The following is a 21,827-nucleotide window of genomic DNA, read 5'->3' on the forward strand; positions in this document are numbered from 1 at the left end:
TGGTTAACCTTTATAAAATAGAACTGCTCACTAACTTTAGCTAATGAGCAGTTTTGCTATTATAACCTCACTTATCCTCTCGCACAGGCGACGGCATGTCCAAAATCTCCATCAGCAAATCCAGACGAGAGGGGCGCGTCAGAAGTGGGACGATGTTCGGTAAACTGTAGTAGTCACCCGCGAAAGTGAACGTATCTACAGGTGCTTGCTGCTGCTTGAGTTGACTCTCCACCCAGTCGTAATGAGTACCCACACGGACAATCACCACATTGGGCATTATCGCCAACTCCCGGCAGTAAGTCTTGTAGACTTCACCGAAGTAAGGAGCCGCATTTTCACCCTCGTCCGTCACCAGAATTATCTGGTCAACTACCTGCTTCTTCTTCCGCATTGCTTCCAATGCACAGCCGATGCTAGTACCACCGCCTGCCTTGATGTGCTGGAAGGCACGCTCCCAGTCGGTCAACTCCTTGCCGTTTGCCGTAACAGCGTAAGGAATGGTGTCAAAGGCGTAGACAAACAGTTCTGCCTGAGTGATACCAGAGATGAGGGCAGCGAGTTGCAAACCCGTCGCGATCGCATTCTCCATTGAGCCAGACTTGTCCACCAGTAAGGCAGTTGGACGAGCGATCGCACCACGCTGCTTCACCTGTTCATTAGTCACTTTTTCCAATCGGGCAACGGTGTCTGCGTCAAAATCTGCGGCGTCTGCGGCAATCTGTGCTTTGAATGCTGAGACACGCCCACTCTTAGACGCTTCTTCCAGCTTGGAATCAATCAGCTTCTTGACTTCTGGGTGATCCATTGCACCTCTAGTCTGGAGAGACTTGAGGTTGTTGATCGCTTCTTGGGGAGACATGCTGTTGATTAACGCCACCAGCACAACTGGTGTGAGTTGCTTGATCGCACCAATTGCGATCGTGTAAGGAATATTGAACTCCACAATTAGCCGTGCCTGTTCTGCTGCACTTTCTGCCTTAGCAAGCTGCTTCAGGACATTTGCTAAGGAACCCTCTGGAGGAGTATCGCCAAACAGAATCGCATTTGCCCGTTCATTTGGCTTGATATGCAGTGAAGCATATAAGTGCTTCATTGCCTTACGACCTCGCAAAGCGGCGCGATCAAACACAGCCGGATTGCTCTCCCGTACCTTCAAGTAACGCCGTACCGCAGTCCGAGCGGAACGAGGCAGCTTGTTTTGCTGCTGCTTCATGAAGTCCACCACACGAGCCACCTGATAGGGTGGAAACTCTTGCAGCATCATAAATCCAGCATCTCGGTGTTCAGTGAAATTGCTAGTTAGCAAGTGAGCAACAAATACTTCCTTATGGTCGCGGACATTACCATGACGCTGATACCAGACTGCCAGGTGTCCGTAGAAAATTGGATCGAGTTCAACAATTAACTTGTGAATTTCTGCGACTTGCTCAAGTTTGCGGTGAGGAGTTGTGAGCAAACTGTTGAGCATTTCCAGGCGCAGGTCACGTTCTGCGGTATTCATAGGAACCTCCTTTAGGAATTTTGGATTTTGGATTTTAGATTTTGGATTGCAATCTAAAATTCAAAATTGAAGGAGGCAGATGTTGCACGCGTGGCGATAAAGTCACCGCGCAAGTTGTAGAAGCATTGTGTATAACTTGTGCAAAATTATCTAAGCTTCTGCGATCGGGGCGCGGCAACAACTGCCGATAGAATGTTATTTGAGAGAAGCGATCGCTCCTGTTTCCTCTAGTTGCTGCTTGAGAGTTTGGGCTGCTTCTTGGTTCAATCTTGACTGAACTACTTGAGGCAGAGAGTCTACAAAGTCTTTTGCTTCTTTGAGTCCCAGTCCGGTGATTGTGCGAATGACTTTGAGTAAGGTAATCTTTTTCTCTGCTGGAACTGATACCAACACAACATCAAACTCTGTCTGAATTTGTGGTTGAGTCTCATCTTGATCACGTTTGTCAATCCGAACTAATTTCGGTATAGAACTATCAACATTGAAGGCTCCTTCAATTTGCTTCACTAATTGAGCGGTTTCTTGAAGAGTTAAAGACTTGAGTTGTTCTAAAATTTCTAAAGTTTTCATAGACATAGCAACCTCCAATGAGCTGCACTTAACTCATAGTTGAAATAAAATAAGATCACCTCGTGCAAGTCGAAAAAGCTGTTGATTCACACACGGGATTTGAACCCATAGTTGCTTGATCTCAAATCAAGTGCCTTACCATTTGGCTAGTATGTAAGCTTTTTCAGTTAGGGCACGAAGTGAAAATTTTAGTTTTTAGAAAGTTGATTCAAAATAAATCGAATTTCCTTTTTATTACACTGCCGTTTACTAACAGCGTAAATCCTTTCACCTCTATACATCGCAGCAGAACGATGAATTATACCTTTGACAGCATCTGTCACATAATCAGTTGGTGGCGGTGGAAAATCTTCAAAGGTAATTAAATACCAAATCTCGTTTAGCTTATGGTATTGATGATAATTATCAATGATGACAATATCAGTTTGTTCCTGCTTTAGCTTCTGCTTTCGAGGTACTTTCTCGGCTGCACAAAGAATTCCAGTTTCCGGATGGATATAGAAGCGATCGCAATGGTTTGCATCTAGCTGAATTCGATACCCTCGGTAAGGCTTGCTATAAAAACTACCATCAATTATTTCTACATACCGTTCAACGTAGTCCCATACATGATCGATAACATGTTGTCCTGCCATTGTATGGGGATCTAATCGTTGACACAGTTTGCTATAAACGTCATTCCAAGGCTGTCCAACTTTCGAGCGTAAAAACCGACGCAGGGGACCAAGATGATCTGAAAGATACTTGGATTTATTTATTGGTTTAATCAGGTAGGGATTCAACAATCCATCCTGACTCGCGTCCTCGGTGATTTTGTCTAATTGCTTTTTAAAGCCAGTCACCTTTTTGAGGCTAATTTTCATCCCACCGCGAGGACGCTCAATTACAATCTCGCTCAAACGATGTTCGCTCATATCTCACGTTGTTTAAATGCAGTTGTACTAATTGAGTTGTTATTAAACATGAGTTAGCTAACATCATTGAACTCACCTCTGGATACGTGATTGAGTTAAGGTTATAGACAAATACGATTTAAATAATTAAAATTCCGCACAAGTTAGCAAAGCAGTTTTCACAGTTGCCTATACCAATTTGGCTACGCTCCCATCAAAGGGAGCGACAGGACTTGTTCGCGTAGCGTTCCCGCAGGGTACCTGCATATCCGTTGCCGGATGGTGTGTAGGCTTTACAAGTTAGGGCGCGGAAAGAATAAGACATTAAAGAATCTATCCAGGAATTTTTAACCGTAAATAGCTTCAGGACGGATGATCAAATCACCATTGGGACGGCGATCAATTACGTAAGCACAAAGGCGATCGCTATTTACATCTAAATGCCGAGCAACTCGCTCCTTCACCGCTACATCATTCATGCCTGCTGCAATTCCTAGTTGTGTTTTTGGGACATCAACAGAACGTCCTTCAAATCGAATATGAACCATTGCAATCACCTCTTGTTTTAATTACGAATTGATATTATATGGATCTGATCGGGATTGAACCGATACCCTCCCTGTGAGAGTTACACTCACACCTCGTGCAAGTCGAAAAAGCTGGTCGTGGTGCCACACGCAGGAATTGAACCTGCACTTATCGTTTTAGAGACGATCGCTCTACCATTGAGCTAGTATGTAAGCTTTTTCTGTCAGGGCACAACTGATATCCGGGAACTCTACCATTAGAGCTACAGATCCAAGGAGAGCATAATTGCGATGCTCTTATCTTGCTAAGGAAGCGTCTACACAACTTCAACCGCAGTAAAGTCTAGTGGAGCCGTCGGGAATTGTAGGCTTTGCCTTCCCGTTCGCGCTAGCGTTGCGTAGCAAAGGGTACCCAAATCCTGCAACCGTCCGTTTGTTGGCTTCGGAGTAGTTGAACACCAATCGCGGCCCCAAAAGTGGGCACTGCCGAAGGAAGTTGCTATAGCGTTTTCCCAAAAAGTGGCATCTATGCAATTGTTAAGGTTTCGAGAGGTTTTAATTTTGCCTTTTGAGGAGGCTTTTTTCTTTATACTACAAATGTAGTACGTAATCAATATAATGTCAAGGGGATACTACAAATTTCGCATTCCGATGTGAGTCATGAATAGTTACCAGCCGCGATCGCACTCAGAATTTGGTTTTCTATCAGTTCTCGGACTGTCAGTAGATCACAAACTTTTTTCCAAAGGACGATCACCTGCAAATTTTGTAGTCTGTGATACTTTTTCTTGGCTGCTGTTTAAGCAAATAGGTAAGACATTGATAAGAATCGCTTATGAACAGGTAGCAACTGAGTTGCTAACAATTAGCCTGAGGGAAGATAAATATCTTCAACAACTTTATGTATTTGATCAACAGCTTGATACAAGAAGGCTAACATTTGTTCAAGATTAAATAATTGACAATAAATTAATCTTCCACTTTTTCTAGTACGGCTAATTTGTAGCCATCAAAGGTTGACCCATATGTTGAATAGAATAAAAGAGACATTAAGGAATACAAAACTAAGAACTAGCTTTTTATTTATTGTTTTAATTTTGCAGCTATTATTAAGCATATAACTAATTTTTATTCTATTTTTCTATAACTTTGATGGATAGAAGATAAATTGGCTTTTATATCATGAACTAAATAAGTAAAGTGTTCTACTTTTATTTGATGTCGTTTGACATTTTTATAATTATAAATAATCTCTAATGCAAAGGTGAACAAATTATTTTGACTTCCGCACCTGATCATAGTAGATATGGGTTCATAGCTTTTTATTATTTTAAAAAATTATTTAATTATTCCTTTCAATTCTATTTTTCTTGCTGGCATGAACAGTCAGTTGACAAGAATGCGTAAAACCTGTTTGATGGAAATTAACTAACTGACAAGTCTGTCGCTCAACCGAGAAATTATGAAAAAAGTAATCATCATCGGCGGTGGAATTGGCGGTGCTGCAACTGCACTCGCCTTGAGTCGTGCTGGTTTTAAGCCTGTCGTATACGAGCGAACCAAAGAGCTGCGAGAAGTCGGGGCTGGGATTGCACTTTGGGCAAACGCAACCCATATCTTAAAGAACTTAGGCTTATTAGAAGAAGCGATGCAGGTTGGTTATCTGACCACAAACTATCAATTCAATTCACAATCTGGCAAGAAGTTAGTGAACGTCGCGGTCAATGGCTTTGAGTTGCCCGTTATCGGAATTCATCGTGCTGAATTACATCAGCTTTTGTGGCGTAATGTACCCAATGAAAAACTTATTTTAGGAGAAACTTTTGAGCGATTTGAGCGCCAGAATAATCAGGTTCATGCCTATTTTGCTTCAGGTTTGAGCGTTGAAGGGGAGGCGCTGATTGGTGCGGACGGGCTGCGATCGCAGGTACGAGCCACGATTTTAGGGGATGAACCACCCACTTATCGCAACTTCAAGAGTTGGCGAGGTTTGACAGATTGTGTTCCGAACAGATACCGTCCTGGCTATATTCAGGAATTTTTAGGCTGCGGTAAAGGATTTGGCTTCATGATGCTGGGTAAAGGAAAAATGTATTGGTATGCAGCAACCACTGCACCGAAAGCACAACCGGATGCCGCAGTGGGGCGTAAGAAAGAGCTGGAGAGAATTTATCAAGACTGGTTTCCAGCCATTCCTGAGTTGATTGCAGCCACTGACGAAGCCAATATTTTGACGACCGATCTCTATGATCGCCCTCCAACTCAACCTTGGAGTCAGCAGAATGTTACGCTACTAGGTGACGCTGCCCATCCGATGCTGCCAACGATGGGGCAGGGAGCCTGCACTGCTTTGGAAGATGCGTGTGTCATTGCAAAATGCTTGAAAGAACAACCTGATCCGATTAGTGCCTTTCGACACTATGAATCGCTACGATTCCCCCGTATTAAGGCGATTGTCGAACAGTCCGTGCAATCTGGCAAGATGGGCGAATTGAATAACCCTTTGGCGGTGGGACTTCGCAACACCTTTATGAAGGTGATGGGTTCAGCTATTAGCAATAGTTTCAAGTCACTCCATGCTTACCGAGCCTAGCTACCCTCAGATAACTTTTCAACTACGCCCCCACCGATAACTCAGGCAGCAGAACTACTAATTAGCGTGCAAGTAGCAATGGAACCAAAATGTCAGTAGATCGCAAATTTTTTCCCAAAAGATAATCTCTAACAAATGAGTCAGTTCAAATAAGTACTATAAAATATACAATTTATTAAAAATAATATCATTCTTTAAACGGTTTCAGGAAGTGAAATAATGAAAGGGTTGTGTATCGTCTTGTGAAAATAATTGACTTTTCCATCAGAACAATTAGCTATAACAGAATTTTATGGTTAAAAATTAGCCGTAAGCGAAAAGGTAGAAGATTAATTTATAGTCAATTATTTAGTCTCAAACAAATGTTGGCTTTTCTAGGTCAAGCTGTTGACAAAATACATGAAGTTGTTGAAGGTATTTATCTTCCATCGGGCTAATTCTCAGAAACTCAGTTACTATCTGTTTATAAGCGATTCTTATCAATGCCCCACCTACTTGCTTAAACAGTAACTGATAAAAAGTCTCATTGAATACAAAAATTACAAGTGATCGCCCTTTGGGAAAAAGTTTGTGATCTACTGACTGTGGTTGTGATGTTGAAACTTGGGTTAGTAAGTGTGGATTTGTGAAATTTCGCCGCGAAGCAAATTTGTGCTGGACTGCCCTCTTGGATCCGACAGATGGTAATTGCCATCTGGTTGATTCCACACAGGACTTACGCAAAATTATGAAAAAACGAACCGCAAAGGACGCAAAGGACACAAAGGAATGGAGTTTTAAAGGATTCTTGCGTAAGTCCTACCACAGTTAGAAGAGTAAATAAACCGTTCTGCCGACTGTGGCTAGGGCGGTTTTGTTTTTGCGTAGCTTGCCGCCGCAGGCATCGCGCTAGCGATCGCCTCTTCGACAGCTAAGAATCTAATCAGATGCGATCGCTTGTTCTCAATTCCGACGGAAATTACTCTTACGTTGCTTGTGCCTTGCGACTTCCTTGCGCTTGTGTTTTTCCAAAGGCGTTTCAAAGTGACGATGCTTTCTCATGTCTGGAAAAATACCTGCTTTAGAAACTTCCCTCTTAAATCGACGTAAGGCTGACTCTATTCCTTCATTTTCGCCCACAAATACTTGGGTCATTTTCATCTCCTACTTAATTGGTACTGGGCAATTTTAAGCCATCCAGTAGACCGGAGCGCAAAAAGGGCAGATAATGATTCTGCCCTAAAGACGTTAAAACTTAATTTTTTATCTCAAAGCTTAGTAGCGTCCTCGAGAGTATCCTCCACCACCACTATTGCCGCGACGGTCACCACCAAAGGAACCACCTCTATCTTCCTTCGGTTTAGCCTTATTCACTTTCAGGTCGCGTCCCATCCATTCAGCACCATCAAGAGCTTCAATGGCAGCTGTTTCTTCAGCTTCTGTACCCATCTCTACAAAAGCAAAGCCGCGTGGCCGTCCTGTTTCACGGTCAGTAGGCAACTGAACCCGCTTTACAGTACCATGTTCGGCAAAAACTGAGTTGAGGTCATCTTGTGTGACCTCGTAGGATAGATTACCTACATAAATTGACATGCATTATCTCCAAAATCATAGGTGTGTAGAGATTTAGATTTCGGAGACAAGCTTGTTAAGACCAAAAGGGAAAAGCCTGTCAATACTAAAAACAAACACTGTAACCGAATTTTATTCTCACTTAATTACCTTAGCACATCATTCAGTTCTTACCCACCCTAAAAAAGGAAGTACTAAGAGTCAGAGCGCTACGCGCGGGACTAAGGATTGGGGATTGGGTATTGGGAAGAATTATAATCCCCAGTTCCCAGTCCCCAGTCCCCAGTCACCTTATAACATTGAGTAGCAGAAATTCCCCAAATAATTGCAAAATAAATGCAGTTCGTCATTGTTACTACTTGGAAATGCCGACTACATTTGCTGACGCACAAAATTTACTTTCTGACCTCATCGCCCGCAACTGTGAGCGTGTAGACTATCTGATGATTCGCCTTGAAGAAGCAGAAGCGACTGATATCTTGTTGCGTGGCGACAAGGTAGAAACCCTCAGTGAAGGCATCTCCATTGGTGGACATATTTGCGCTTGCTATAAAGGTGGATGGGGGTTGAGCTGCTTTAACCAACTGACGACAATTAAGGATCGGATAGAAGAAGCGATCGCTGCTGCGCGGATGGTTGGTGATGAAGAAACTTTACTTGCACCCGTTGACCCGGTGCAAGCAGTATGCATTCTACCCCTAAAAGGCACCGACCCCCGAAACATCCCACTCTCGAAGAAAAAACAATTGTGCGATCACTATGCCCAATTGCTCAAAAGCGTTGATCGCCGGATTACCACTACCTCAGTGCGTTACGGTGACAGCGCCCAAAAAGTGATCATTGCTACCTCAGAAGGGACTTTGATCGAGCAATCTTGGGTGGATATGGAAATGCGCTTTGCCGCCACCGCCAGAAATGGCGAAACCGTACAAACTGGACGGGAAACTACAGGCTCTCGCAAAGCCTACGAAGATTTAGCTGATTTGGATGAACAGGTCAAAAGTGCTGCCCAAAGAGCGATCGCAGCTTTATCTCTGCCATCAGCAAAAGGCAATACCTACACCGTAGTTATTGACCCAATTCTCACGGGTTTGTTTGTCCACGAAGCCTTCGGACATCTTTCTGAGGCCGATATGGCTTATGAAAACCCCGATCTGCTGGAAGTCATGACCATTGGAAGGCGGTTTGGCCCAGAAGAACTCCAAATTTTTGATGGTGCTGCCCCAGAGGGACATCGCGGTAGCTATTTTTACGACGATGAAGGCACGCCTGCCACTACTACTCAACTAATTAAAGACGGAGTTTTAGTTGGACGTTTACATTCTCGTGAAACCGCTGGCAAATTGGAGGAAGCGCCTACGGGTAACGCCCGCTGTCTCAACTATCACTTTACTCCCATTGTGCGGATGACAAATACCTGGATTGAACGGGGTAAAACGCCAGTCAAAGACTTATTCACCGATATCAAAGAAGGAGTTTATGCCCGTAATTGGTTAGGTGGGATGACGAATGGGGAAATGTTCACCTTTAGTGCTGGGGAAGCGTGGATGATTAGAAACGGCAAAATTGCTGAACCTGTGCGGGATGTGACGCTTTCGGGAAATGTATTCCAAACTTTAGCGGATATTGAGGCAATTGGTGATGATTTTTACTGGGATGAATCCGGCGGTTGTGGCAAGGGAGGGCAAAACGGTTTGTCAGTGGGTTGTGGTGGCCCTAGTCTGCGAATTCGAGATGTAGTGGTTGGTGGAGAAACGTAAACCCCACCCAACCGTTGTCGCACTAAGTTTGTATTAAACAAGTTTGTAGTAAGCACTTTAGTGCTTATTACAGCTTTGCGTAAAATCGTAGCGTTTTTAATGCAAGGGGACGCATTGGTATTGTCAGTCGATGCATTGGCATTGTCAATCGATGCATTAGCATTGTCAGCCAATGCATTGGCATTGTCAGCCGATGCATTGACATTACCAAATTTAATTCGCTACAAATTAATGAAATGCTGTACTTAGTATTTGGGACAGACTACTAGTTTCAGGGGAGAATGACTCAATTCAAATTAATTTGCTAGCCAGAAAGCGACGTTACGCACATAGGTTTTGATATCTTCTAAAGCGCGTGGCTCTTTTTTCATGCCATCTCCTGGTGGCTCATCTACAAAAGTGGGACAGCCTTTGTTAATATCCCAGTTGTAATCTACTAAATGATGGAAGCTAGAGTTAGCTACTCCTCGTCCTAGTATATTCCCCTGTTCATCTTGATGATGCTCGATCGCTACAACCAGATTGAAGTTACGATCTGTAACTAAACTTTTACCAAGGGCAATTACCCGCGCGTTTGTATTGCCCAAAGACACGCCAATTCCACCTTCGTGGGGATGCGTTGGGAAAAATTCGATCCTTCCCGAAGGGGAATTGGGATTTTTTAAAAGTTCGTGAATGGGTTCAACAAGGGTAATTTTTTGATAATCGCCGTTAGCTCCAGAATGATAGTTGGGCCAGGAAATATAAGTTGTGTATGAGTCATCTCGGCTCCGGCGAGATTCATCGGGATCGGGATTTTTTGTGTTGAAATAGTGGACATCACCAATGTCAACTAAACCACACATCGAACAGCCCATATCCTGATGATCGCGTGTTGCTAGAATACCGCCGCCGCGTTGCCGAAAAGCATTAATTCCGGCAATGTCTTTTTCGGTTAAACCCTTATCCACCTCTAAGCCAAATAGCCAAAGTTGATCAAAATCTGATTTGTCGAGACTACTTAAAACTGGATCACTACCTACTGCATCTGATTCGTAATCGCGTCCCGTAACTTCAAACAAGGAGTTTCCTGCTTCGTCTTTAATCGATGCTAAGTAATCTTGTAACATCGAAAAACGAAAAATGCTCCAGTCATCTTCAGTTGTAGGAATCGTAGTCTGCAAAAGAATACGAATTGGTTTTGTCATAACCTCTGCCAGACGAACACCACAATTGAGTATAGCGATCGCTTTGCACTAATGCTTAAATTTTTAAATTCCTCAACATCTGTCCCAAGGATGAAAGGAACTCACAACTCTAGGTAGTAGCGCCACTAGTTAAAGATAGCTAATATAAATAAAACTAATTTTATATTCACTCTGGTTGATTCACCATACCAATCTCCAGTAGCGCGTGCTGGCGATTTACTGCCTGTCTGGATAGCCTCAATTAAACGTTCCTTAGCACAGTGACAGATATGAAAGCAGATCAACTCCTGAAAAACTATGCTGCAGGTGTCAGAGACTTTACTGGTGTCAACTTGAGCGAGGCAAACTTAAGGGAAGCCAATCTCAGTGGAGTAATTTTAGATAGAGCAATTTTAGATGGAGCTAATTTGAGTCACGCTAATTTAGCCCAAGCCAGTTTGGTTGAGGCAGACTTAAATGGAGCAGATTTAAGCAATGCTAATCTCAGTGGTAGCAACTTAAGCGGAGCTATTTTAGATGGAGCCATCTTGGATGGAGCAGCAATGGAAGGAGCTAATTTGAGTCAGGCTGATTTGACGGTTGCTAAACTGATTGACACTAACTTGAGTGAGGCGGATTTGCAGGAAGCAAACTTGATAGCGGCGAATCTAGATGGAGCCGATTTGAGTGGTGCAGATTTAACTGTAGCCGACTTATCCCAGGCAAATCTCACTCAAGCAGATTTGAACCAGACAAATTTGAGCGGAGCAAATTTGGATGGAGCCAATATAGAAGGAACAATCCTGGATGAGAATGTGTAACGCATTCCCCATAACTAAAGTTGGAGGCTTTTGTCAACGATATAAACCAAAATCAAAACAAGTCTTGCCGGATTGTTGGGGAAGTAAACTGCTGGCTGGACACAAAATTAGCCGAAGCAAGGATAAGCACAAATGCTCGCCTGGTCATTAGTCATTTGTGTTTCTAAGGACAAAGGACTTTTGACAAAGGACAACCCTCACTAGTTAATGTGCAATTTTCTTTGCGTAACAGCTTATCTACAACTGGGTGTTTGTCTCTTCAAATAAATCACTACCAGTCCTCGAATTACCCCACCCTAACCCTCCCCGATGTATTGGGGAGGGAACGAGAATCTCTTGTTTCCCCTTTACAAGGGGGGATTAAGGGGGGTAATTCGACTTATATGTACACCGTAGCCTACTAGGGGAGGGGCTGCTCTTGAGAGGTCACGCAGGGGAATCACAAGTAATTTATCGGACATGATATCAGTCGATGCATTGACATTGTCAGTCAATGCAATGGCATTGTCAGCCGATGCAATGGCATTGTAAATCGATGCAATGGCATTGTAAATCGATGCAATGGCATTGTCAGCCGATGCATTGGCATTGTCAGTCGATGTAATGGCATTGCAGGTCAAGAGACTTGTGTGTACACCGTAGCCTAAAAGGAGAGAGGTTTGGATGATCGCCCAGATCAGAACTCAAAACGCCGAGATGAGAACTTGGAATGTTGCGTAAGAGTCTATAACTCGTGTATACAGATTATCCGCTTGCAAGAAAAAGTAACGTAAATATATTTTCTACACACAAGGATACTACTTTGAAAAAGTTTGCTACAAGTAGTGTTATTTCCGATTGTCATAATTAAAACAATTGACTCTCAACTATCAATGGTGAACTCTACCCTCGTTGTCACACTTTATATCAACCCTATGACAGGGAATGATACTAATACTGGTTCACGGTTGAGTCCGTTTAAAAGCCTCACCCGTGCCTTAAAAGAAACAAAAATCCCCACGAGAATTCATTTGGAATCGGGGACTTACAGCGCCGCTAGTGGTGAGGTGTTTCCACTGGTCATCCCTGGAGGGGCGACAGTGGTGGGTAACGAAGCGAACAAAGGTGCAGGGATTGTAATTTCCGGGTGTGGCGAGTATCAAAGTCCTAGCTTTGGTATGCAAAATATCACGCTGCTCTTACTAGATAATGCGAGTATTTTAGGTGTAACTGTCACCAATCCCTCAGCAAAAGGTACTGGTATCTGGATTGAATCGGCTGCACCTACTTTAGCTAACAATACTTTGAGTGACTGTGGGCGGGAAGGTGTATTTACCACTGCTACTGCCAAACCCGCAATTTTAGATAACATATTTGTGCAAAATACAGCTAGTGGGTTAGTGATAGCAGGTCATAGCCAGGGAGAAGTACTACGAAATCTATTTCAAAGAAATCCTTTAGGCATAGCAATTAGTGACTTTGCTGCTCCGGTGATCGCAAATAACAAATTATCAGAAAATCGCACGGCGATCGCACTTTCTCGCAACGCTCAACCTGTGCTGCGTCAAAATCTCATTGTTAAAAATACCCAAGGTGGTCTATTAGTCAATGGCAATGCAGTCCCTGACTTAGGTAATACCGAAGATCCAGGCGATAATATTTTTCGCGATCATAGTGAATTTGATTTGCACAATGCCACTACACAAAAGCTGGTTTCCGTAGGTAATCAGTTGAATCCTTCTTTAGTCAAGGGCTTGGTCGAATTGATCCCAGCCAATCAAGTAGCGGTTAGCACCAGTTTCTCTAGCGTCCCGACAGAATCCCCATCTCAAAAACTCCCGACGTCTCCCCAACTAGATGGACATTGGGCAGAACCATTTATTCAAGCATTAATGAACATGGATTTAACTCATGGTTTTGCCGATGGTAGCTACCAGCCAGATAAACCCATGACTCGCGCCCAGTATGCTGTTCTAGTGGCGATCGCCTTTAACTCATTTCCCAAAATCCCAGCACCTGATTTTACGGACGTACCCAAGGATTTTTGGGCTTATAGCGCTATCCAAATCGCGGCTAGCGGTGGCTTTGTTGGCGGATTTAGCGATCGCACTTTCCGCCCCGATCAAAATGTACAGCGGCTACAGGTGATTGTCTCCCTAGTAAACGGATTGGGACTACCAGCTGCTGATAGCGATGTTTTAAAAGTATATAGCGATCGTCATAGCATTCCCGACTATGCCCGGACAGCCGTAGCCACTGCTACACAACGGGGAATAGTTGTCAACTATCCAGAGAAGAAAGTGCTTGCACCTTCACGTTCGGCAACAGGCGCTGAAGTTGCAGTAATGGTTTATCAGGCATTAGTCGCTATTGGGCAAACATCTGCAATTAAATCAGTCTATGTAGGGTTGCATTCTAGAAGTTGATAAGTAGAATAGGAAACACTGCTTATCGGCTTAGTAACTCGTGGAAAAAAAAACCATGTAGTTAAAAGCACGCTAGGCTAATATGCGATGGGTGACAAATCTTAGACCTATTGCCTAAAGCTAATAGCCCCATGTTAACAACACTTCCAGACACCTCTGCCAACTTAGCGATCGCCTTATTAATTAACTATAGTTTCGATCTCAGTGGGTATAGTGCCAATGAGCTAGTTGAGCGTTGGCAAACGCAATATCCCCTTAATTGGCTACACCTGGCAGTGATTGAGGCACTATATCAAGGTCGTTATAAAGCGGTTTCTGTGCAGCAAATTTTAGTATTTTGGCAACGCCGGGATCAGGCTACATATCATTTCAACATGGAATTTGAACGGATGATTTGTAGCAAATTTCCTCAAAGCTTAACCTCATCGGCTGCACCAGCCCTACCGCCTGCCAAGAAAAATCCTTCTGTAGAGAAAGTGACGAGTCCTCAATTACCACCAGCTAAGATTCGCAACGACTATCAACACAGTAATACTGCAACTCTACAACTGAAAAGTTCTGAACAAAAGGCATCTTTAAGTGAAGAAGAGGGAAAGCAGGAAGATAGAGACGATAAAACCGTCTTGAAGTCTCCGCTTTCTGGGAAATTTACCTCTTCGGCAACACTTCAGCTATCGTCTGCTGTCAGCCCTCGGCAAACTTCACAAGAAAGTCCACCGTCCTCTCCATCACTAAGTTCTCATAAACGACAGCCAAAACTGCTCCCACCTGCTGCTATTCATGCCCCAATCGGGCAATTTACTCCAGAAAAAAGCGATCGCTCTGAATCTTTTACATCTAAACTCAAAGCGATGACTGGCGAACAGAATCCGCCAATTGTGGGCAGTGGGGAGTAGGAGTGGGGGGAAAAGGAGCAGTTCTTGAGCAGTGGAAGCAGAAGTGGAATAATTAATGCCCAATGCCCGATGCCCAATACCTTTTAGATTTTTACTCTGCAACTAACTGCTTAAAGCGCTTATCATTGGCAATATCATCAAAATCGAGGTCAATTGCTGCGTCTTCTTTATACCTGGGATTAAGTTCAATTGCTTGTTGTAGAGTTAGCACAGATAGTTCAACTTGTCTTTGCAGTGCATAACAAGCTGCTTTGTTGTAATAGGCACTGGCATAATCTGGCTTAATTTCTAACGCTTTGTTAAAATTAGCGATCGCTTCATCATCGCGTCCCAATCTTACCAAAGTATAACCGCGTTTATCCCAGATTTTGGGAGAATTGGCTTGGAATTCTAGCGCTTTATCCAAAGACGCTATTGCCTCTTCGTATTGTTCCAATGCTACTAGGGAAAGACTGCGATTCAACCAAGCGACTGCATCGTCAGGTTTGATTTGTGTAGCTTTATCAAATGAGGTAAAGGCTTGCTGATGCTGTTGTAAGTTCCCAAAAGCAACGCCGCGATCGCACCAAGCTTGATGATAATCTGGCTGAATCTGAATAGCTCTATCATAGGAAGCGATCGCATCTTTATAGCGTTTCAACCTCCCTAGAGTTAAACCTCGTTTCAACCAAGCCACAGGTTCATCAGGTTGGATTTTAACCGCTTGGTTGTAAGCTGCGATCGCATCTTCATAACACCTTTCAGAAAACAGTGTATCTCCCTGTTTTACATACTCATCAGCAGTGAATTCCGGTTGTTGTGGCTGTTCCTGTATTTCTTCCTTTACTTCAGAATTTACAACCTCTGAGATGGATTCAGGTGTAATTTCAGTTAGTTCTTGAAGGATGATATCCTTTCTTTCTTGTGCATCCAATTGTAACTCAGAAATTTGAGAGGCAAACTCAGTTTCTAATCTTTGTAAATTCTCTACAATGAGATTTTTTTGTTGTTGAGCATTTAATTGCAATTCTGAGAATTGCGAAGTAAATTCAGAACCCGAATTTTCTAAATTCTCAATGATTAACTCTTTGCACTTTTGAGCATCTACTTGTAATTTGGATAGTTGAGCAGCAAAGTCTGACTGCAATGCTCCTAAACTCTCAACAATTTTATTTTTTTGTTCTTGAGCATCCCCCTGTAATTCAGATAATTGAGATTTTAATTCTTTATCTAATATTTCTAAATTTTCAAGTGTGATATCTTTTTGTTTTTGAGCATCTAGCTGTAAATTTGATAATTGATCAGCAAATTCTAACTGTAATGCTGCTAAACTTTCAAGAACTATATTCTTTTGCTTTTGAGCATCAGACTGCCATCCAGAAAGTTGAGATGTCAACTCAGACCTTGATACTTCTAAATCAGCAACGGCTAGTTCTTGCTGTTGTTGCACACCTAACTTTAAATTAGACAGTTCCTCTGCCATCACAGATACTAATTTCCCTAGATTATCCAGTGCTATATCTCTTTGTTGTTCGGCATCAAGCTCTAACTTAGATAGCCCAGAAGCAAATTTTGATTCTAAAGTTTCTATATTTTGTTGAGATTTTATGAGTTCAGTTTCTAATTTACTTAATACCTGTGCTTTAGCTAAATCTAGTTCAGATGTAATAGTAGATAAATTTTCTTGCTCACTTTTAATTTTTTGTTTTAAAGCAATCGTTTCCTGTTCTAATTCATCATTTATTTTTTTAGTTTCTTGAATAACATTTTCAGCTTCTTGCTTAACGGTAGTTAGCTGATTTTGTAATTTTTCCATCCCCTGTAGTTGTTGTATTGCTCTATCAACAATTTCACTGATTACCACCCGTCGTAAGAGCCAAAATAAAGCAATGATTGCGACTGGAAATAGACTTAATATAACTAGCCAGACATTGAGTAAGATAGTTGTACGGCTAAAAGCGCTATTAAAATCAGATTGGACTTGCTGTTGAATTCGCTTTTCAGTTCGTAGTCGCACTAATTCTTCCCGTTCCTGATTCGATAACACCGGAGTAGGAGTTAGTACTGGGGAGGGTGGTGCAGATTGTCCACTGGCAATTTCAACAGATAACAGTAAGGGTAAAAAGACAATAGTGCTTTTTACAATTAAAGCGAAAACAGCTTGATTTTTGCTCTTCATAACAACCATCTCAGTCTGTTGGTCAGTTTTTGAAGCGGCGTGCCTCTCTCCAATCTATAACAGAATTAAGTAGTCAAATGTTGTACAGGCAGTGGGAAATGCTGAATAAACCTTAACTAATCTGTTCCCTCATCCCTTAATGTAGGTAAAACTTCGGTGGTGGAGTGCAGTCAAGTTTTTGACAATTTTTTGGTGAAGTACTATTATAACATTACTAAGTTGTAGCTATTGCCAAAGACGGCAAAAACCAAGCAGCACGAATAAGATTTATCAACCTGTGGAAGACAGATTGCAGGAGCATCGACGCTTTCTTAGACCATTCACCGAACTAGGTTCAGACTTTGTTCTTACAAATGGCAGGGCGTTGAAACTGGAATTTGTCCCTGTACGCGAAGTGCCAAGTGTGCGTACTTCGCACTAACATTAGATTATCTAGGGTAACAGATTACTTGTCCAAAAATTAACTTAATAAAGGCGGTAGAAAATGAGTCGCATAAATCCTTATACACTACAATTGCAGATTACCCGAATGTTTGAGCAAGGGCAATCATTTTTTGCCACAACCAAGGTACAGGAATGGTTGAAAGAACGCAAACACAATCCAGAAGATTATGACATTATTTTCCATAAAAAACCCGCGCCTCCGGGTTCAAAAGAAGTGATGGTAGTGGAAATTGAATTACGCCGCAAAGATGGACAACCTGTAGATCCTTGGTTGCAGGAACAAGCAAATCTCCATGCCTGATTTTAACAACTAGGAATTTTCAATTTAAATTCATAATATCTTAACATAATTTACCAAAATCTAGCGTTCCCAATTGCGGAACGCTCTTTATTATCTTTGTATTTAAATTGCCCAGAACAAAATCATATTGAAGATATCTGGTTGCAGGCTAAAACATTGGGTTCGTTCGCGCAGCGTCTTGTAAAGCCTGCGGTATAGCTACGCTTAGGACGCAGCTCAAGGTAGAGAAGAGACGTTTTTGTGGCTTAATTCCTTTCTTCTCTGATTAACCGTTGCGGAAGTGGAGGAGTTGAGTCAAACAGAACAAAGCGATCGCTCGAAAGCGACTAATGCCCTGTAAAATAATGTTTGACTGTTACTGTCGTTGCCTATGGTTAAAATAGGCTATTTATATAGTGCGAAAGGGGGCTTGCTGAGATGCCAAAGAAGAATCAAAGCAATTCAAAGTGTAATGTCAAACCACAAACCTCAATTTTATCAGGTGTGATTCGACAAAGCTAACTATCTACTCCCGATGATATATCTAGGCGATCGCACCTGCAACACTACGCACCGAAGGATTTGTAGCAAAGGGTAATCGTTTATTGGAGAGCGAATTTACATAACTTTGTATCCAGACCGAAAATATCTGAAGGTTCGGATTATACCAAATATGCGGAATGGATATTTGCGCTCAAGGAATTAGCACCACAGGACTATCAGCATTCATTCTTTTAAAGGTAAAGATGATTTGACTGAGGCAAACTTTAACGGCAGCAGGTATCCAAGGAGCAGATTTTAAAGGATATTTTAAAATTAATCTCTTGTATTCTGATTTTTGAAACTGATAATGTCATAAGTGAAAAATACTATTAATCTTGCTTACCTGTAGAATTGAGGATATAAGTGATGGCTCTCATTGATGAAGTTAAACAGATTTGCGATCGCCTAGCCTCTGTTGGTTGGCGAGACTTGCTACTCCAGCAAGGGCTAGATATCACCGCAACAAACCTCCAGCAAGAATTAACTAAAGAACTACCAGCTATCAATCGTCAGATAGTAGGGTTTGAAGATTTTGCCTTTGAAGGGAAACGAGCAATAGAAGCAGGAAATCCATCTCAGAGCTTGCTGTTTCATGCCTTGGCTTCACCCAATGTTGTGAATAGCAATCTGAGTGCATATCCCACCCTAGTGGAACTCGAAATTATTGAAAATTTTGTTTATGGAGTGCAACCTCCTTCTTTGCAAGATTTGCAAGTTCTGGCTCAAAGACAACTAATAGCAATCGCTGTGTTTGCCTCAGAATATCGTCCTGCTTCGGAAACTGTCCACCGTCAGCACGCTGATATCTGTTTTTCGCGCACAGGTGTGGCGCGAGTCGGAACTGCTCAACCGCTATATAATGACAAACTGCGCGGATTTCTCCCAGCCGTTGAAGGTGACTTGAAAGAAACTTTTCGTGTTTTGCCAGTGCGTTATTCTGCCTATATTGCAGTTCAACGCACTGGTAATTTCCAGACCTTTGGCCCGTTGCGTTTTCAGGATGGAGATGATAAAAGACTATTCTGGGTTCCTCTCCACAAGCTATTCAACGGTACAGAATGCATTCGTGGCTTTGACTTACAAGTGGCTTTAAATGCTCATCATCTCAATCAAAAACTGCGGCGGATTCATTTAGTATTAAAAAACACAGGCTGGGATGAACCAGACATTAGTAACCCGCCATTTATTTTTACAGAAGGCATTGCTGAATTTACAACAGCGCCTGACTTTAGCACAGGGCTTTTAGTTCCAGTTGTTCATCCAAATCTAGTTGAAGCGGCTACTTACCAAGGGAAGCCGCTCACCTTTAAAGTTCCACCAAATAGTCCAACTCTATCTTCTAGCCTCGCAATTCCTGCGGATCAAACGACACAAGCAAGACACGCTCCAGAGTATGTTCATGTGCGCCATAAAATATTGCCCAATGGTCAACAAGAAAATCTCAACGACCAGAAAGATGTAGAGGCGGTTGTGAAAGCAGGTGGCTACGATGCTCAACACTACCTTGACTTTACAGGCGATGGGTCGATTGAAGCAATATGTCCAGAGTTGGCGGTGGCAATTCCTCGCAACGTACCTGCCTATTCTTTAGTAACTGCACCAGATTTTTTTCCCAGCTGCGACCAGCGAGAGCTATTAGAATGGACAGAGCAATCAGTACCTAGCAGACTCAGACAGAATCTCTGGCAAGTTATGCCAGAAACATTATCTGACAATCGCTTTGCTCCCAACCTGCAATTAGAAGATGTTGATTTTCGACCAGAAGATAAAACTGTAACTGCAATTGTCTCGTTACCTCGTCAGGGTTCGATGCAACAAATGCCGTTGAATGGTTCCCCAACAATCCGACAAGCATATCTTCCAGATGCGGCGGCTGGTGTGTTTGCTCCTGGTTGGGATGTCAGTTTTGATCGCACCAACGAAGTGGAACACTTAGCAAGCTACGGCTTAGGCAGTCCTTTTCCAGAAGACTCCAAACTTTGTGCTGCACTTAGTACATTTTGGCCCGCAGTCGCTCCTGATGCAGCCCGGACGTTTCAGCCAAATCCCCTTTGGCCTACCGTCAGCCCGTTAACAGATTTAGAAATTGGTCAGGTTGGCAATCTACCGTGGGATGGAATATCTGGGCCTCGACGGGTGACGAAGGATGGCAAAGAGTTGATAGAATATTCAGATTTTGCTCATGCAGATTATGTAGAAAACTCTTTGCAAAAGAAATTTTCGCTCTCATTAACGGCTAAGGTTGATGTGCGTGAATACGAAGCCAGAGTGTTGGCAATGGCGAATGTTTACCAAGTCTTAAGGATCAGACCTGAAGATAGGGGAAAATGGAGCGTGTTTTCGTTCCAACCAGTGCAACCGACCAATTCTGAATTACAACAGGCACAAACTCAAACAGGAACTAGGCTTGGTGGAAATATCTATCGGTTTGAGATTTATCGTTATGGAGATTCATTTTTAGACCCAGAAGATTCTCGAAAACGCTTGGTTGAAATCGAAGAAACTGTGACGCTGTTTGTTACACCAGTCAATATTCTGTTGAAACGCTCTAATGGAAGCTGGTCTAGAAGACGTGTCTAATCCTGATGTGCTTGTAGTTGGGGGTGGGCCGGGTGGTTGCGCTGCTGCTATTCGGTGCGCCCAACTAGGCCTAAAAGTTGTCCTGATTGAGTCGAAACCATTTCCTCGTACACACCCTGGTGAAACATTACATCCTGGTGTTGAACCACTACTTAAGCAGTTAGGGGTACTTGAGCCAGTGTTAGCAGCTGGCTTTCTTCGTCATCAGGGAAACTGGGTGCAGTGGTCAGCCGGGAGGGAGTTTGTCCCTTTTGGCTCAGACGATTCGGGAACATGGCTAGGATTTCAAGCCTGGAGAGCCGATTTTGATACAATTTTGCTCAATCAAGCAAGAGCGCTTGGTGTAGAAATTATACAACCTTGCCATGCTTGTAGGTTACTAATTGATGAGTGCAGAGTAATTGGTGTTGAGACATCCCAAGGAACTTTTCAGGCAGTTAAAATCATTGATGCTGCCGGAGATCATCATTGGCTTGCTCAACAATTAGGGTTAGAAATCTCTTATCATTCCCCACGTCTAATTAGCTATTATGGTTACGTAACAGGAGAATGCCCAGCACGAGATCATGCTCCGGCGATCGTTGCTGATTCCTGTGGTTGGACGTGGACTGCGAAAGTGCGAGCGCAACTTTATCAATGGACGCACTTATCATTTAGAGAGCATAAAATCCCAAAAGACTGGCTACCCAATGAACTCCAAGGGTTAAAGATTTACCAACCAATGCGGGCGGCTAATGTCAGCTGGCGAATCGTTTCACAACCAGCCGGATGTGGTTACTTTATCATTGGGGATGCAGCAATGGTACTTGACCCGACATCAAGTCATGGGGTTCTTAAAGCAATTATGTCTGGTATTTGGGTTAGCCATTCAATAGCATCAGAACTGTTAGGTAATTTTACAGAACAACAAGCTATTGACCAGTACTGTCTATGGATTCATAACTGGTTTCGACATGATGTAAAAAACTTAAGTAGCCTAATTGCGAAGTTGCATAGTCCTTCCTTTTGGATCTAATATCATGTCCGCTTAGTGAGACTTAGACAAAAAACACCCATAAAATAGCCTCAAATCTATATACAGAAAGACTTTGACATCATTAGGCTTAATTTGTTGATATATCTGGGTTTGAGGCATTTTT

19 protein-coding genes and 1 tRNA gene are annotated in these 21,827 nt (G+C 42.7%); 10 read left to right on the forward strand and 10 right to left on the reverse strand.

Features of this window, described 5'->3' with window-relative positions:
* Positions 1-67: 67 nt before the first annotated feature.
* The 5 genes from V7L29_RS25735 to V7L29_RS25755 all read right to left on the reverse strand — a co-directional run bounded on the left by V7L29_RS25735 (position 68) and on the right by V7L29_RS25755 (position 3,512).
* The gene (locus V7L29_RS25735; protein WP_334737214.1) at positions 68-1,501 is read right to left on the reverse strand and encodes a vWA domain-containing protein; all 1,434 of its coding nucleotides are present in this window, start codon (positions 1,499-1,501) and stop codon (positions 68-70) included.
* Between the two features lie 195 nt (positions 1,502-1,696).
* The gene (gene rplL, locus V7L29_RS25740; protein ID WP_334690806.1) at positions 1,697-2,077 is read right to left on the reverse strand and encodes a 50S ribosomal protein L7/L12; all 381 of its coding nucleotides are present in this window, start codon (positions 2,075-2,077) and stop codon (positions 1,697-1,699) included.
* An 81-nt stretch (positions 2,078-2,158) separates the two neighbouring features.
* Positions 2,159-2,227 (reverse strand) — tRNA-Ser (locus V7L29_RS25745).
* Between the two features lie 32 nt (positions 2,228-2,259).
* Entirely contained in the window at positions 2,260-2,985 is a 726-nt protein-coding gene (locus V7L29_RS25750) for a hypothetical protein (protein ID WP_334690805.1), read from the reverse strand.
* Between the two features lie 326 nt (positions 2,986-3,311).
* Positions 3,312-3,512 (reverse strand): hypothetical protein, encoded by a 201-nt coding sequence (locus V7L29_RS25755; protein ID WP_334691272.1) that lies wholly within the window; start codon positions 3,510-3,512, stop codon positions 3,312-3,314.
* 639 nt (positions 3,513-4,151) lie between these two features.
* Here V7L29_RS25755 and V7L29_RS25760 point away from each other — a divergent pair.
* Entirely contained in the window at positions 4,152-4,445 is a 294-nt protein-coding gene (locus V7L29_RS25760) for a hypothetical protein (RefSeq protein WP_334737215.1), read from the forward strand.
* Positions 4,446-4,953: 508 nt separating this feature from the next.
* On the forward strand, positions 4,954-6,084 hold the full coding sequence (locus tag V7L29_RS25765) for an FAD-dependent monooxygenase (RefSeq protein ID WP_334737216.1): 1,131 nt from the start codon (positions 4,954-4,956) through the stop codon (positions 6,082-6,084).
* Positions 6,085-7,026: 942 nt separating this feature from the next.
* On the opposite strand, the gene rpsU is transcribed toward V7L29_RS25765, so the two are convergent.
* Both rpsU and V7L29_RS25775 read right to left on the reverse strand, forming a co-directional pair.
* Positions 7,027-7,218 (reverse strand): 30S ribosomal protein S21, encoded by a 192-nt coding sequence (gene rpsU / locus V7L29_RS25770; RefSeq protein WP_334691276.1) that lies wholly within the window; start codon positions 7,216-7,218, stop codon positions 7,027-7,029.
* A 120-nt stretch (positions 7,219-7,338) separates the two neighbouring features.
* Positions 7,339-7,656 carry an RNA recognition motif domain-containing protein gene (locus tag V7L29_RS25775; protein ID WP_334691277.1) on the reverse strand — a complete coding sequence of 106 codons (318 nt, stop codon included), beginning with the start codon at positions 7,654-7,656 and terminating at the stop codon, positions 7,339-7,341.
* 344 nt (positions 7,657-8,000) lie between these two features.
* On the opposite strand from V7L29_RS25775, the gene V7L29_RS25780 reads away from it, so the two are divergent.
* Both V7L29_RS25780 and V7L29_RS25785 read left to right on the forward strand, forming a co-directional pair.
* Positions 8,001-9,395: a TldD/PmbA family protein gene (locus V7L29_RS25780; RefSeq protein WP_334690826.1), complete on the forward strand. Its 1,395-nt coding sequence runs from the start codon at positions 8,001-8,003 to the stop codon at positions 9,393-9,395.
* 120 nt (positions 9,396-9,515) lie between these two features.
* Complete coding sequence (locus V7L29_RS25785) at positions 9,516-9,644, forward strand: hypothetical protein (RefSeq protein WP_334737217.1); 129 nt, start codon at positions 9,516-9,518, stop codon at positions 9,642-9,644.
* A 47-nt stretch (positions 9,645-9,691) separates the two neighbouring features.
* Here V7L29_RS25785 and V7L29_RS25790 read toward each other — a convergent pair whose 3' ends face one another.
* Positions 9,692-10,582, reverse strand: coding sequence for a hypothetical protein (locus V7L29_RS25790; protein ID WP_334690827.1), 891 nt, complete (start codon positions 10,580-10,582; stop codon positions 9,692-9,694).
* Positions 10,583-10,851: 269 nt separating this feature from the next.
* Between V7L29_RS25790 and V7L29_RS25795 the strand changes: the two genes are divergently transcribed.
* On the forward strand, positions 10,852-11,382 hold the full coding sequence (locus V7L29_RS25795) for a pentapeptide repeat-containing protein (RefSeq protein WP_334690828.1): 531 nt from the start codon (positions 10,852-10,854) through the stop codon (positions 11,380-11,382).
* A 347-nt stretch (positions 11,383-11,729) separates the two neighbouring features.
* Here the strand turns inward: V7L29_RS25795 and V7L29_RS25800 are convergent, their stop codons facing one another.
* Positions 11,730-12,002, reverse strand: a complete 273-nt coding sequence (locus tag V7L29_RS25800) for a hypothetical protein (RefSeq protein WP_334737218.1) — start codon at positions 12,000-12,002, stop codon at positions 11,730-11,732.
* A 252-nt stretch (positions 12,003-12,254) separates the two neighbouring features.
* Between V7L29_RS25800 and V7L29_RS25805 the strand changes: the two genes are divergently transcribed.
* Positions 12,255-13,787, forward strand: a complete 1,533-nt coding sequence (locus V7L29_RS25805) for a DUF1565 domain-containing protein (RefSeq protein WP_334737219.1) — start codon at positions 12,255-12,257, stop codon at positions 13,785-13,787.
* 131 nt (positions 13,788-13,918) lie between these two features.
* A complete protein-coding gene (locus V7L29_RS25810; protein ID WP_334737220.1) occupies positions 13,919-14,683 on the forward strand; it encodes a hypothetical protein in 765 nt (254 codons plus the stop codon).
* 91 nt (positions 14,684-14,774) lie between these two features.
* On the opposite strand, the gene V7L29_RS25815 is transcribed toward V7L29_RS25810, so the two are convergent.
* Entirely contained in the window at positions 14,775-16,841 is a 2,067-nt protein-coding gene (locus tag V7L29_RS25815; RefSeq protein WP_334737221.1) for a tetratricopeptide repeat protein, read from the reverse strand.
* Positions 16,842-17,325: 484 nt separating this feature from the next.
* Here V7L29_RS25815 and V7L29_RS25820 point away from each other — a divergent pair, with 484 nt between their 5' ends.
* The 3 genes from V7L29_RS25820 to V7L29_RS25830 all read left to right on the forward strand — a co-directional run bounded on the left by V7L29_RS25820 (position 17,326) and on the right by V7L29_RS25830 (position 21,703).
* Entirely contained in the window at positions 17,326-17,586 is a 261-nt protein-coding gene (locus tag V7L29_RS25820; RefSeq protein WP_273764067.1) for a hypothetical protein, read from the forward strand.
* A gap of 888 nt (positions 17,587-18,474) precedes the next feature.
* Entirely contained in the window at positions 18,475-20,688 is a 2,214-nt protein-coding gene (locus V7L29_RS25825; RefSeq protein WP_334737222.1) for a hypothetical protein, read from the forward strand.
* Complete coding sequence (locus V7L29_RS25830) at positions 20,660-21,703, forward strand: NAD(P)/FAD-dependent oxidoreductase (RefSeq protein WP_334737223.1); 1,044 nt, start codon at positions 20,660-20,662, stop codon at positions 21,701-21,703. The genes V7L29_RS25825 and V7L29_RS25830 overlap by 29 nt, the downstream gene beginning before the upstream one ends.
* The last annotated feature ends 124 nt before the right edge of the window (positions 21,704-21,827 follow it).

It is taken from the genome of Nostoc sp. (assembly GCF_036916575.1).
In the GTDB taxonomy this organism is placed as follows: domain Bacteria; phylum Cyanobacteriota; class Cyanobacteriia; order Cyanobacteriales; family Nostocaceae; genus Nostoc.